Origin of the sequence: Halomonas sp. N3-2A (assembly GCF_002216165.1) — a bacterium.
Taxonomy (GTDB): Bacteria; Pseudomonadota; Gammaproteobacteria; order Pseudomonadales; family Halomonadaceae; genus Vreelandella.
Genome location: NZ_CP022286.1, coordinates 3,645,181 through 3,658,775 on the forward strand (window position 1 = coordinate 3,645,181; position 13,595 = coordinate 3,658,775).

At 53.8% G+C, this 13,595-nt stretch carries 10 protein-coding genes and 1 tRNA gene; all 11 read right to left on the bottom strand.

What is annotated here, in order from left to right:
• Positions 1-44 precede the first annotated feature (44 nt).
• The gene (rpsG, locus tag CEK60_RS17050) at positions 45-515 is read right to left on the bottom strand and encodes a 30S ribosomal protein S7 (RefSeq protein WP_009098975.1); all 471 of its coding nucleotides are present in this window, start codon (positions 513-515) and stop codon (positions 45-47) included.
• Between the two features lie 141 nt (positions 516-656).
• Positions 657-1,031 (bottom strand): 30S ribosomal protein S12, encoded by a 375-nt coding sequence (gene rpsL / locus CEK60_RS17055; protein ID WP_009098973.1) that lies wholly within the window; start codon positions 1,029-1,031, stop codon positions 657-659.
• Between the two features lie 198 nt (positions 1,032-1,229).
• A complete protein-coding gene (rpoC, locus tag CEK60_RS17060) occupies positions 1,230-5,444 on the bottom strand; it encodes a DNA-directed RNA polymerase subunit beta' (protein ID WP_089040012.1) in 4,215 nt (1,404 codons plus the stop codon).
• A gap of 10 nt (positions 5,445-5,454) precedes the next feature.
• Positions 5,455-9,531 carry a DNA-directed RNA polymerase subunit beta gene (gene rpoB / locus CEK60_RS17065; protein WP_089040013.1) on the bottom strand — a complete coding sequence of 1,359 codons (4,077 nt, stop codon included), beginning with the start codon at positions 9,529-9,531 and terminating at the stop codon, positions 5,455-5,457.
• A gap of 351 nt (positions 9,532-9,882) precedes the next feature.
• The gene (gene rplL, locus CEK60_RS17070; protein ID WP_038480362.1) at positions 9,883-10,254 is read right to left on the bottom strand and encodes a 50S ribosomal protein L7/L12; all 372 of its coding nucleotides are present in this window, start codon (positions 10,252-10,254) and stop codon (positions 9,883-9,885) included.
• Positions 10,255-10,366: 112 nt separating this feature from the next.
• Positions 10,367-10,870, bottom strand: coding sequence for a 50S ribosomal protein L10 (rplJ, locus tag CEK60_RS17075; RefSeq protein WP_009723910.1), 504 nt, complete (start codon positions 10,868-10,870; stop codon positions 10,367-10,369).
• Between the two features lie 298 nt (positions 10,871-11,168).
• Positions 11,169-11,861, bottom strand: coding sequence for a 50S ribosomal protein L1 (gene rplA / locus CEK60_RS17080; RefSeq protein WP_030074217.1), 693 nt, complete (start codon positions 11,859-11,861; stop codon positions 11,169-11,171).
• 2 nt (positions 11,862-11,863) lie between these two features.
• Positions 11,864-12,295 (bottom strand): 50S ribosomal protein L11, encoded by a 432-nt coding sequence (gene rplK / locus CEK60_RS17085; protein WP_009098963.1) that lies wholly within the window; start codon positions 12,293-12,295, stop codon positions 11,864-11,866.
• A 123-nt stretch (positions 12,296-12,418) separates the two neighbouring features.
• Positions 12,419-12,952 (bottom strand): transcription termination/antitermination protein NusG, encoded by a 534-nt coding sequence (gene nusG / locus CEK60_RS17090; protein ID WP_089040014.1) that lies wholly within the window; start codon positions 12,950-12,952, stop codon positions 12,419-12,421.
• Between the two features lie 8 nt (positions 12,953-12,960).
• Positions 12,961-13,344, bottom strand: a complete 384-nt coding sequence (gene secE / locus CEK60_RS17095; protein WP_089040015.1) for a preprotein translocase subunit SecE — start codon at positions 13,342-13,344, stop codon at positions 12,961-12,963.
• Positions 13,345-13,417: 73 nt separating this feature from the next.
• A tRNA-Trp gene (locus CEK60_RS17100) sits at positions 13,418-13,493 on the bottom strand.
• Positions 13,494-13,595: the final 102 nt, after the last annotated feature.

A 13,595-nucleotide genomic window follows, 5' to 3' on the forward strand; every position in this document is an offset into this window, starting at 1 on the left:
CAGCACAACCAACAAAACCAAACACAAACTCAGAAACGCCGAGTTTAGAAACGATAGTGAGAGAAGGCCTTGTTGGCTTCTGCCATACGGTGCACATCTTCACGCTTCTTAACAGCCGAGCCTTTGCCTTCAGCGGCATCCAGCATTTCACCTGCCAGGCGCTGAACCATCGTTTTTTCACCGCGGCGACGCGCAGCGTCCACCAACCAGCGCATTGCTAGGGCTTGGCGACGCGAAGGGCGAACTTCGACCGGCACCTGATAGGTCGCACCACCAACACGGCGCGACTTTACTTCGACCATCGGCTGGATGGTTTCCAGCGCTTTGTCGAAGATTTCCAGCGGCTCTTCATTACTACGCTCGGCAACCTTGTCCAACGCACCGTAAACGATGCGCTCAGCTATGGACTTCTTGCCGCTGACCATCAGGTGGTTCATGAACTTCGCCAGACGCTCACTTCCGAACTTAGGATCCGGCAGGATTTCGCGTTTAGCTACAACTCTTCTTCTAGGCATGATAAGCCCTCAATTAAGGATCCTTCAGGTAAACCCGGGACCAATTGCGCTAGTAGCGCCGCCCGACCTTACTCTTATCAGACCGTCATATTCGTATTAAGGTAACAACGCAAGCGTCTTAAGACGCTGCAACAAGACGCCTTAGGACTTCGGACGCTTGGTACCGTACTTAGAACGACCCTGCTTACGGTTCTGTACGCCAGAGGTGTCAAGGGCGCCACGAACGGTGTGATAACGCACACCTGGCAAATCCTTTACACGACCGCCGCGAATCAGAACAACAGAGTGCTCTTGCAGGTTGTGACCTTCACCACCGATGTAAGAAGACACTTCGAAACCGTTGGTAAGGCGCACACGGCAAACCTTACGCAGGGCCGAGTTCGGCTTCTTAGGGGTAGTAGTATAAACGCGCGTACAAACGCCACGTTTCTGCGGGCATGCCTGTAGCGCAGGTACGTCACTCTTAGTGACGGGGCGCTTACGCGGCTTGCGCACTAGCTGATTAATCGTTGCCATGGTGTTTAGCTGACTCCAATGGTTGCCTGGCCTTTCAACAAATACTAGCAGCAGGTGCGGGCGCACCCACCCCACTGTTAAAGGCTGCGCATTCTAAAGGCTGACCCTAGGTGGCGTCAAGTCTTGCTGGCGGTTTAACCAGCAAGACGGTGCCATAAGGGCCAGCGACTCGTTGTTACTCGTTTTCCTTACCGTCGATTACAGCTCGTCGTCTGAATCAAGGGCGGTTAACTGAGCACCAAGCTCCTGCTCAACTTCGGTAGCCGAGGGGTTGAACAGACGCTCAACGTCTTCGCGTTTGCGACGACGCTCTGCGTGGTGAGTCAGACCGGTACCTGCCGGAATCAGACGCCCAACCACCACGTTTTCTTTCAGGCCGCGTAGATAATCGCGCTTGCCGGTTACCGCTGCTTCGGTCAATACACGTGTCGTTTCCTGGAACGACGCCGCTGAAATGAACGACTCAGTGGCCAAGCTGGCCTTAGTAATACCCAGCAGCAAGCGTTGATACTTGGCCGGGAATTTACCTTCTTTCTCGAGACGTGCATTTTGCTCTAGCACGCGCACGAGTTCAGCTTGATCGCCAGTAATAAAGTCAGAGTCACCTGAATCAGAGATCTCTACCTTACGCAGCATCTGGCGAACAATGACTTCGATATGCTTATCGTTGATGCCTACACCCTGCAGGCGGTAAACATCTTGCACTTCGGCGGTGATGTATTTAGCCAGTTCCGCCACGCCCAATAAGCGCAGGATATCGTGGGGGTTGCTCGGACCATCCGAGATTACCTCACCCTTCTCAACGCTTTCACCCTCGAAGACAGCGATTTGACGCCACTTCGGGATCAGAGCTTCAAACGGGTCGCCAGACTCTGGAGTAATCGTCAAACGACGCTTACCCTTTGTCTCTTTACCGAAACTGACCACACCACTGATTTCAGCCAAGATTGACGACTCTTTCGGCTTACGCGCCTCAAACAAGTCGGCAACACGCGGCAGACCACCGGTAATATCTTTGTTACCAGACGCTTCTACCGGAATACGTGCAACAACTTCACCTACACCAATGGTAGAACCATCATCGGCGGAGATAATCGAGTTGCCCGGCAGCAGATACTGTACCGGCGTATTCGATCCAGACACCGACACGTACTCGCCAGCAGCATCTTTCAGCATCACCATCGGGCGCTTATCGCGGCCTGCCATCGGGCGGGCTGCCGACTCGATAACCTCAATAGAGGACAGACCAGTCATTTCGTCGACGCTACGGTGCATGGTGACACCTTCGTCAAGGTCGATAAACTGCGCCTTACCTTCTACTTCGGCAATGATCGGATGAGTGTGCGGATCCCACTTCGCGACAATCGCACCGCCATCGACAACATCACCGTCACGAACAGACAGCTCTGCGCCGTAAGGCAGCTTATAGTACTCACGCTCACGGCCATGGTCATCAGCAACAGCAAGTGCGCTGGAGCGAGAGACAACGACCAGCTTGCCGTCGGCCCGCTCTACATGCTTGATGTTGTGGAGACGTACTTTACCGCCATGCTTGACCTGAACGCTGTCTACTGCCGATGAACGCGACGCCGCACCACCGATGTGGAACGTACGCATGGTCAGCTGGGTACCCGGCTCACCGATGGACTGTGCGGCGATAACACCGACAGACTCACCAATGTTGACCTGATGGCCACGCGCCAAGTCGCGGCCATAACAGGAGGCACACACGCCGTGGGCAGTGTCACAAGTAATGGTAGAACGAACAATGATCTCGTCTACGCCCATGGTGTCTAGCGATGCACACCACTTTTCGTCCAGCAATGTGCCGCGCGGAATAAGCACTTCATCATTACTTGGATCAATAACATCAATCGCAACGACACGACCAAGTACACGCTGAGACAGCGGTACAATGATGTCGCCACCTTCGATGATCGGGTGCAGGGTCAAGCCGTTTTCGGTGCCACAGTCGGTCTCAGTGATGACCAAGTCCTGGGCAACGTCAACCAGACGACGGGTCAGGTAACCGGAGTTAGCCGTTTTCAGAGCCGTATCCGCAAGACCTTTACGTGCACCGTGGGTCGAGATGAAGTACTGGAGTACGTTCAGACCTTCACGGAAGTTGGCGACGATCGGCGTTTCGATGATCGAGCCATCCGGCTTAGCCATCAAGCCACGCATACCCGCCAACTGACGGATCTGGGCGGCAGAACCACGCGCACCGGAGTCAGCCATGATAAAGACGCTGTTGAACGAGTCTTGCTCAACTTCGTTGCCTTCACGATCGATGACGGTCTCTTTAGAGATACCTACCATCATCGCCTTGGCAACTTTATCGTTGGCCTTCGACCAGATATCGATGACCTTGTTGTACTTCTCACCGGCAGTTACCAGGCCAGAAGAGAACTGATCTTCGATCTCTTTAACTTCCGCTTCTGCAGCGTCGACAATCTCGGTTTTCGCATCAGGAATAACGAAGTCGTTAACACCGATAGAGGCGCCCGACCACGTTGCCAAACGGAAACCGGTGTACATCAGTTGGTCAGCGAAGATAACCGTCGGCTTCAAGCCCGCACGACGGTATACCTCGTTGATCAAGCTAGAGATCGCCTTTTTCTTCATCGGCTGATCGATTAGCGAGAACGGCACACCTTCCGGCAAAATGCGGAACAGTAGCGCACGACCAACCGTCGTGTCGTAGATGCGGCGATGGAAACTACGCTCGCCGGTCTCTTCTTCTACATCGACTTCGTCCAGACGCACTTTCACGCGAGCGTGCAGCGATACCGACTGCGTGCCGAACGCGCGCTCTACCTCATTAAGGTCAGAGAACACCATGCCTTCGCCTTTGGCGTTGATCTTTTCGCGGGTCATGTAATACAGACCCAGAACAACGTCTTGCGACGGCACGATAATCGGCTCGCCGTTGGCAGGCGACAGCACGTTATTGGTGGCCATCATCAGCGCACGCGCTTCAAGCTGGGCTTCCAGGGTCAGCGGTACGTGTACCGCCATCTGGTCACCGTCAAAGTCGGCGTTGTAGGCGGCACATACCAGCGGGTGCAGCTGGATCGCTTTACCTTCGATCAACAGCGGCTCAAACGCTTGGATACCAAGACGGTGGAGCGTCGGTGCGCGGTTAAGCAGTACCGGGTGCTCACGGATAACATCGGCAAGGATGTCCCACACCTCGGGCAGTTCGCGTTCAACCATCTTCTTGGCAGCTTTGATCGTTGAGGCATAGCCCAGCGACTGCAGCTTGGAGTAGATAAACGGCTTGAACAGCTCAAGCGCCATTTTCTTGGGCAGACCACACTGGTGCAGACGCAGAGTCGGACCAACAGTGATTACCGAACGGCCGGAGTAATCGACGCGCTTACCTAGCAAGTTCTGACGGAAACGACCCTGCTTACCTTTGATCATATCGGCAAGGGATTTCAGCGGACGCTTGTTAGAACCCGTAATGGCACGACCACGACGGCCGTTATCCAACAACGCATCAACCGCTTCTTGCAGCATACGCTTCTCGTTACGCACGATAATATCCGGCGCATTGAGGTCAAGCAGACGCTTCAGACGGTTGTTACGGTTAATGACGCGACGATAAAGGTCGTTCAGGTCTGAGGTCGCGAAGCGGCCGCCGTCCAGCGGTACCAACGGACGAAGATCCGGCGGCAGCACGGGCAGCACTTCCATGACCATCCACGCCGGCGCGTTGCCGGAGTGATAGAACGCTTCAAGCAGCTTCAAGCGCTTTGAAAGCTTCTTAATCTTAGTTTCAGAGTTAGTCTGCGGAATCTCTTCACGCAGGTGATTAATCTCTTCTTCCAGATCAATATCTTTCAGCAGTTCTTGGACAGCTTCGGCACCCATACGGGCGTCGAAGTCATCACCGAACTCTTCTAGCGCTTCAAAGTACTGCTCATCGTTGAGTAACTGACCACGCTCCAGCGTGGTCATACCGGGATCGATGACGACAAAGCTTTCGAAGTACAGCACGCGCTCGATATCACGCAGGGTCATATCGAGGAACATGCCGATACGCGACGGCAGTGACTTCAAGAACCAAATGTGAGCCACTGGCGATGCCAGTTCGATGTGGCCCATGCGCTCACGGCGCACGGCAGCCTTGGTGACTTCAACGCCACACTTCTCACAAATGATACCGCGGTGCTTCATGCGCTTATACTTACCGCACAAACACTCGTAGTCTTTGACTGGGCCGAAAATCTTGGCGCAGAACAGACCATCCCGTTCCGGTTTAAAGGTACGGTAGTTGATGGTCTCGGGCTTCTTCACCTCGCCAAACGACCAGGAGCGAATCATGTCCGGCGACGCCAGGGTAATCTTGATCGCGTCAAACTCTTCGGACTGAGATTGCGATTTGAGTACTTTCACCAAATCTTTCATGGGACGGCTCCTAGCTCTCTAACTCGATATCGATGCCCAGCGAGCGGATTTCCTTCACGAGTACGTTGAAGGATTCCGGCATGCCTGCCTGCATGGTGTGGTCGCCATCCACGATGTTTTTATACATCTTGGTGCGGCCTTCGACGTCGTCCGACTTGACGGTGAGCATCTCTTGCAGCGTATACGCGGCACCGTAAGCTTCCAGCGCCCATACTTCCATCTCACCAAAGCGCTGACCACCGAACTGCGCCTTACCACCCAGCGGCTGCTGAGTCACTAGCGAGTAAGAACCGGTAGAGCGCGCGTGCATCTTGTCGTCTACCAAGTGGTTCAGCTTGAGCATATACATGTAGCCAACGGTCACCGAGCGGTCAAACGCATCGCCAGTACGGCCATCGTACAGCGTCATCTGGCCAGACTCAGGAATGTCAGCAAGCTTCAGCAGGTGTTTGATCTCGTGCTCTTTAGCACCATCGAACACCGGCGTTGCCATAGGCACACCGCCTTTGAGGTTTTTCGCTAGCGCAATGATTTCTTCATCGCTTAACGAATCGATATCCTCAACACGGGTTCCCGGCGTGTTATATATCTGGCCCAGGAAGTCGCGAATTTCAGCAACTTGCTGACCACGGGCATCACGTAACATCGCGTCAATCTTGACACCCAAACCACGGGCAGCCATACCCAAGTGTGTTTCCAGGATCTGACCAACGTTCATCCGCGACGGTACACCCAGCGGGTTCAACACCACATCAACCGGCTCGCCCTTCTCATCGAACGGCATATCTTCGATGGGCATGATCGCCGAGATAACACCTTTGTTACCGTGGCGGCCTGCCATCTTGTCGCCAGGCTGAATGCGACGCTTAACCGCCATGTAAACCTTGACGATTTTAAGCACGCCCGGTGCGAGATCATCGCCCTGGGTCAGCTTGCGCTTCTTATCTTCAAAGCGCTCGTCCATCTCTTTACGACGGTTTTCGAGCTGCTCATCGGCCTGGGCCAACAGTTCGTTGTAAGCCTCATCCTGCATGCGCAGCTTGAACCACTGCTGACGCGGTAGCTCGTCGAGGTAAGCCTCATCAAGCACATCGCCTTTCTTCAGGTTCGGGCCGCCATTAACAGCCTGGCCTTCCAACGTGCGCTGCAGACGCTCAAAGGTAGCGTCTTCAGCAATACGATAGGTTTCCTGAAGATCTTTACGCACTTCGTCCAGCTGCATCTGTTCGATAGCCAGTGCACGAGAGTCTTTTTCAACGCCGTCACGGGTAAATACCTGGACGTCGATGACAGTACCCTTCATGCCGGTCGGCGCACGCAGCGAAGTATCTTTAACGTCAGATGCTTTCTCACCGAAGATAGCGCGTAGCAGCTTCTCTTCCGGCGTCAGCTGGGTTTCACCTTTCGGTGTTACCTTACCGACCAGAATATCGCCGGGGCCAACTTCAGCACCAATGTAAACAACACCAGCTTCGTCCAATTTACCCAGCGCGGACTCACCAACGTTGGGAATATCGGCAGTGATCTCTTCCGGCCCTAACTTGGTATCGCGAGATACACAGGTCAGCTCCTGAATATGAATCGTGGTAAAGCGGTCTTCTTGAACCACCCGCTCAGACAGCAGGATAGAGTCCTCGAAGTTGTAACCATTCCAGGGCATGAACGCGATGCGCATGTTCTGGCCGAGCGCCAAATCACCCATATCAACAGACGGGCCGTCGGCAAGGATGTCGCCACGAGCCACACTGTCGCCAGGCCGCACAATGGGGCGCTGGTTCATACAGGTGTTCTGGTTTGAACGGGTGTACTTGGTCAGGTTGTAGATATCAACACCGGCTTCACCGCCGATAATCTCATCTTCATGTACCCGTACCACGACACGACGTGCGTCAACGGAGTCGATCACACCACCACGACGCGCCACGGCACAAACACCGGAGTCACGCGCAACGAAACGCTCCATACCAGTACCTACTAGCGGCTTGTCAGCGCGCAAGGTGGGTACCGCCTGACGCTGCATGTTCGCACCCATCAAGGCGCGGTTAGCATCATCGTGCTCCAGGAACGGAATCAGTGCGGCCGCGACCGAAACAACCTGGCGCGGAGACACGTCCATCAAGGTGACCTGCTCAGGACGCATAAACGTGGTTTCACCACGATGACGCACCTGTACCAAGTCATCACTCAGCCTGTTGGACTCATCCACAGCGGCAGACGCCTGGGCAATAACGAAATCACCCTCTTCGATCGCCGACAGGTGAACGATATCGTCCGTCACTTGACAGGAGTTGACCTTACGGTACGGCGTTTCGAGGAAGCCGTAGCTGTTGGTGTGACTGTACGTCGCCAACGAGTTGATCAGACCGATGTTCGGGCCTTCCGGCGTTTCGATCGGACACAAGCGACCGTAGTGCGTAGCGTGTACGTCGCGCACTTCGAAACCGGCGCGCTCACGGGTCAAACCACCTGGGCCGAGTGCAGACACACGACGCTTGTGAGTAACCTCAGAAAGCGGGTTGTTCTGATCCATAAACTGGGACAGCTGGCTAGAACCGAAGAACTCTTTCACCGCTGCCGCTACCGGCTTAGCGTTGATCAGATCTTGCGGCATCAGGCCTTCGCTTTCCGCCATGGAAAGACGCTCTTTCACTGCACGCTCTACGCGAACCAAGCCAACGCGGAACTGGTTTTCAGCCATTTCGCCAACACAGCGAATACGGCGGTTACCCAGGTGATCGATATCGTCAACGTCGCCAAAGCCGTTACGGATATTGATCAGCTCGCGCAGAACATCAAGGATGTCTTTGCGATCCAGTACACCAGAGCCCGTGTCGGTATCACGACGCAGACGGCGGTTGAACTTCATACGACCGACGCCTGACAGATCGTAGCGATCTTCGCTGAAGAACAAGTTATTAAACAGCGTCTCAGCAGCTTCTTTGGTGGGCGGCTCACCAGGGCGCATCATGCGATAAATTTCGACCAACGCTTCAAGCGCGGAGCCGGTGGCATCCAGCTTAAGCGTATCGGAAATAAACGAACCACAGTCCAGGTCGTTGGTGTAGAGCGTTTCGATGTGGGTGATGCCACCCTGCGCCATACGCTCAAGCACTTCTGGCGTAATTTCGGTATTACACGGACAGATCAGCTCGCCAGTTTTAGTATCGATCTGATCTTTGGCCAACGTTTTACCAAACAGGTACTCCATCGGTATTTCCAGACGCTCCAGGCCGGCTTTTTCAAGCTGACGGATGTGCTTCTGGGTAATACGGCGCCCTTCTTCAACAATGACATTACCTTCGCCATCTTTAATGTCGAAAGTCGCGGTTTCACCGCGCAGGCGTGACGGTACCAGCTCTACGAAGAAGCCAGTTTTTTCAATGCTAAACTTGCTGGTCTCGAAAAACTCTTCAAGGATCTCTTCGGTGCTCATTCCCAGGGCACGCATCAACACCGACGCTGGTAGTTTCCGGCGACGGTCAATACGTACAAAGACGTTGTCTTTAGGATCGAACTCGAAGTCCAGCCAGGAACCACGATAAGGAATCACTCGGGCAGAATAGAGCAGTTTACCAGAGGAGTGACTCTTGCCTTTATCGTGATCGAAGAACACACCGGGCGAACGGTGGAGCTGAGAAACGATAACCCGCTCAGTACCATTGATGACAAAGGTACCATTCTCGGTCATCAGGGGGATTTCCCCCATGTAGACTTCCTGCTCTTTAATATCCTTGATTGCCTTGTTCGAGGAGTCGCGATCATAGATGATCAAGCGAACCTTGACACGCAGCGGGGCGGAATAGGTCACGCCACGCAGCTGACACTCCTTTACATCGAACGCCGGCGTGCCGAAACGGTAGCTGACATACTCCAGCGCCGCATTCCCAGAGAAGCTTTCAATCGGAAACACGGACTTAAACGCCGCGTGCAGACCAATCTCGTGGCGCTCGTCGGGCGAACGATCCTGCTGGAGAAAGTCGTAGTAGGAATCAAGCTGGATGGCCAGCAAGTAAGGCACATCCATCACTTGGGGCAGTTTGCCGAAATCCTTGCGGATGCGTTTTTTCTCAGTATATGAGTAAGCCATCTGTATTCCCCAGCTTGTTCACCATGGGTGACCGATGCGTGGTCATCTGCCCCGCGGGCGTTTCAGACGCAGACAGCAAGCTCCTAAATCGGTAGCTCGCCGTCAAAAATCTTGATAGATAACAGTGTTACAGTAGTGCTGCTAGCGCTTCGTTATCACTCGCGCTTCACAACTTACGCTTCACAACTTACGCTTCACAACAACGGTCTTACTGTTTTGCTGCTTCTTACCGCAGCCTTCCTGCTGTAATGCTGCCGAGCAACATGATACAACAGAAAAAGGCCGGCAGCGGGATAAGCCCGCCGCCAGCCGTGGAAGCTTACGCAGCGCGTAAAGCCGTCAGCACAAGAATTACTTGAGCTCGACGCTTGCGCCCGCTTCTTCCAGCTTGGTTTTAGCTGCTTCAGCGTCTTCTTTAGACATTGCTTCTTTGATGGTAGCCGGCGCGCCATCAACTGCACCTTTGGCTTCTTTCAGGCCAAGACCAGTGATTTCACGAACTGCTTTGATGACGTTAACTTTCTTGTCACCAGCAGAGGTCAGTACCAGATCAAATTCAGTCTGTTCTTCAGCAGCTGCTTCGCCGCCGCCAGCCGGACCAGCCATTACGGCTGCTGCAGCAGAAACGCCGAATTTCTCTTCCATTGCTTCGATCAGCTCGACAACTTCCATTACGGACATGTCGGCTACAGCATTGATGATATCGTCTTTGGTCAGTGCCATTGTCTCATTCCTAACTTTGCGGGAGCCTCGGTCTACCGAGTGCTCAGGATTCATTGCATGGTTCAAGCAGCGCCCTGCTTATGCAGCGCAGACTGCTTGCAAAAAGGCCTGCTTATGCAGCTTCTTCTTGCTTCTGGTCGCGCAGAGCGGCCAGAGTACGAACCAGCTTGCCAGCGGAGGCTTCTTTCATTACCGACATCAACTTGGCAATTGCTTCGTCGTAAGTCGGTAGGGTTGCCAGACGATCGATGTCAGCAGCCGGAATCAGCTCACCTTCGTAGGCCAGCGCCTTCACTTCGAAGTTCTGATCTTGCTTCGCGAACTCTTTGAACAAACGAGCGGCAGCGCCCGGGTGCTCAGTAGAGAAAGCCAGCAGAGTAGGACCAACAAAGCTCTCGTTCAGGCACTCCCACTGAGTACCTTCGAGGGCGCGGCGTGCCAGAGTGTTGCGAACAACACGCAGCTGGACGCCATTCTCACGCGCTTGCTTACGCAGGTCGGTCATTTTACCGACTGTAACGCCGCGAGAATCGGCAACTACGACGGAGAGTGCGCCCTTGGCCGCTTCACTGACCTCGGCAACAATCGCTTTCTTGCCTTCAAGTGCTAGTGGCACAGTGATCACTCCTTCGTGCCGGAACCCACAACAGGCTCCGGTGGTTACCATCTCTTCCAGACGATAAATAAATAACGCTGGAAGCCTTGGGGGATGGTGCTCACCAGAAAGCGGTTTGGCTAAAAACCTCAACCAACTGGCGGCCACACCATCTGCGCAGGCGCTTTAAGGGCGATTAAGCCGCACCTCTAAAAGATGCGGCACCTGCGGTCTTTGACGATGCCCTGCCTGGCTTACGCATTAACAGGGGACCGCAAAGTTCTTGCTCGGTTCTTACAAAAATCGTACGACTACCTGCTTATACCAACGCAGAATGGTCGATAGTCAAGCCCGGGCCCATGGTAGTGGACAGGGTGACTTTCTTAAAGTAGATACCTTTAGAAGAGCTCGGCTTGAGCCTCTTAAGGTCAGCAACCAGCGCTTCCAGGTTACCCAGAACAGCAGATGCTTCAAAATCAGCTTTACCCAACGTTGTGTGGATAATGCCATTTTTGTCGGTACGGAAACGCACCTGGCCTGCCTTAGCATTTTTAACCGCAGTGGCAACGTCAGGTGTAACGGTACCAACTTTCGGGTTAGGCATCAGGCCGCGCGGACCAAGAATCTGACCCAGCTGACCGACAACACGCATAGCATCTGGAGAGGCAATCACGACGTCAAAATCCATCACGCCTTTTTTGACTTGCTCAGCCAAATCTTCCATACCTACGATGTCAGCGCCTGCTTCTTTAGCAGCATCGGCGTTAGCACCCTGGGTGAAGACCGCTACGCGTACGTCTTTGCCAGTACCGTTAGGCATGACAGTAGCGCCACGTACAACTTGGTCAGATTTACGCGGATCAACACCAAGGTTGATCGCCACATCCAAGGACTCTTTGAATTTAACGGTGGACAGCTCAGCGAGCAGCGCAACCGCTTCTTCAAGAGAGTAAGCTTTGTTCGGGTCTACTTTCTCGCGAATAACTTTCGCGCGCTTAGTTAGTTTAGCCATGATCAGAGACCCTCCACGTTTAGGCCCATGCTACGAGCACTGCCAGCGATGGTGCGCACCGCGGCATCGAGATCAGAAGCCGTCATATCGGGCTCTTTGGTCTTAGCGATCTCTTCGAGCTGTTCACGCGTAACGGTACCAACCTTCTTCTTGTTCGGCTCACCAGAACCAGACTTGATGCCCGCTGCTTTTTTCAGCAGTACGGCAGCAGGCGGCGTCTTGGTGACGAACGTGAAGCTACGGTCAGAGTAAACGGTGATCACGACAGGCGTCGGCAGACCTGGCTCAATTTCTTGAGTAGCCGCGTTGAACGCCTTACAGAATTCCATGATGTTCACGCCGTGCTGACCCAGCGCGGGGCCGACGGGCGGACTAGGATTGGCTTTACCTGCAGCAACCTGCAGTTTGATATAAGCCTGTACTTTCTTGGCCATGCTAAATACTCCAGTTGGGTGATAGCGCCTTACGGCTCCCCGGTACACATAAAGCAGCGCTTAGCTGCTTCACATAATGCAAGGATGGCGTGCAATGCACACCACCCCGCTACTTAATTAAATTTACTCTTTCTCTACCTGAGAGAACTCAAGCTCCACAGGCGTTGCGCGCCCGAAGATCAGCACGCTGACCTGCAAACGGCTCTTATCATAGTTCACTTCTTCAACGACACCGTTAAAGTCAGCAAACGGACCATCAATAACGCGGACCGACTGACCCGGCTCAAACATGGTTTTGGGCCGCGGCTTATCAGTACCGTCTTTCACGCGACGCAAAATAGCATCGGCTTCACGCGAAGTAATAGGTGCAGGCTTCTCTTTCGTGCCACCAATAAACCCCATTACACGCGGAGTTTCATTGACGAGATGCCAGGTTTCATCGGCCATTTCCATCTCGACCAGCACGTAGCCTGGATAGAATTTGCGCTCACTCTTACGGCGCTTTCCGTCACGCACTTCAACGACTTCTTCCGTCGGCACGAGAATTTCGCCAAAGCGATCTTCCATGCCATACATTTTCACGCGCTCGATAAGCGAACGCATGACATGCTTTTCAAAGCCGGAATAAGCGTGGACGACATACCAACGTTTGGACATGAAAGCTCCTAACCAATGACGCCGGACATCGCCCAGCCAAGAAGAGTATCAATCAACCACAGCATCAAACCCACCACCACAACAGCCGCCAGCACAATGGCTGTGGTCTGAATGGTTTCGGGGCGAGTCGGCCATACAACGCGCTGTATCTCTTTCTTGGCGCTGACGGCAAGCTCTACTAAATCGCGACCTTTAGCAGTGGCCAGCGCGATCAAACCCGCAATCACACACAACACCACCACACCTAATACGCGGTAGAGCAGGCCAATATCAGCGAAATAGGTATTACCAACAACTGCAACAACAAGCAGCGCCACAACCGCCGCCCACTTGAGCCCGTCATGGCGCGACTGTTGCACCTCTTCGCCATGTTTTACGGAACTAGGCTTCATAAAAACGAGACTCCCAAGGGTGCAGCGAGCGACAAAGGAATTCTAGAAAAAGACATACCAACCTGGGGAAGGCTGGCAGGCCAGGAGGGAATCGAACCCCCAACCTGCGGTTTTGGAGACCGCTGCTCTGCCAATTGAGCTACTGGCCTGTATCGTCATGTGCGCAAACAAATGCCTACGCAACAGCGGGCGCCATAATAGCGGATAACTTTCCGCCTGACAACCCTCAACACTTATCAAACTGACAAGTG

Excerpts from the sequence above, each read along its gene's own strand:
- rpsG (WP_009098975.1), bottom strand. The coding sequence starts at position 515 with ATGCCTAGAAGAAGAGTTGTAGCTAAACGCGAAATCCTGCCGGATCCT.
- rpsL (WP_009098973.1), bottom strand. The coding sequence starts at position 1,031 with ATGGCAACGATTAATCAGCTAGTGCGCAAGCCGCGTAAGCGCCCCGTC.
- rpoC (WP_089040012.1), bottom strand. The coding sequence starts at position 5,444 with ATGAAAGATTTGGTGAAAGTACTCAAATCGCAATCTCAGTCCGAAGAG.
- rpoB (WP_089040013.1), bottom strand. The coding sequence starts at position 9,531 with ATGGCTTACTCATATACTGAGAAAAAACGCATCCGCAAGGATTTCGGC.
- rplL (WP_038480362.1), bottom strand. The coding sequence starts at position 10,254 with ATGGCACTGACCAAAGACGATATCATCAATGCTGTAGCCGACATGTCC.
- rplA (WP_030074217.1), bottom strand. The coding sequence starts at position 11,861 with ATGGCTAAACTAACTAAGCGCGCGAAAGTTATTCGCGAGAAAGTAGAC.
- rplK (WP_009098963.1), bottom strand. The coding sequence starts at position 12,295 with ATGGCCAAGAAAGTACAGGCTTATATCAAACTGCAGGTTGCTGCAGGT.
- nusG (WP_089040014.1), bottom strand. The coding sequence starts at position 12,952 with ATGTCCAAACGTTGGTATGTCGTCCACGCTTATTCCGGCTTTGAAAAG.
- secE (WP_089040015.1), bottom strand. The coding sequence starts at position 13,344 with ATGAAGCCTAGTTCCGTAAAACATGGCGAAGAGGTGCAACAGTCGCGC.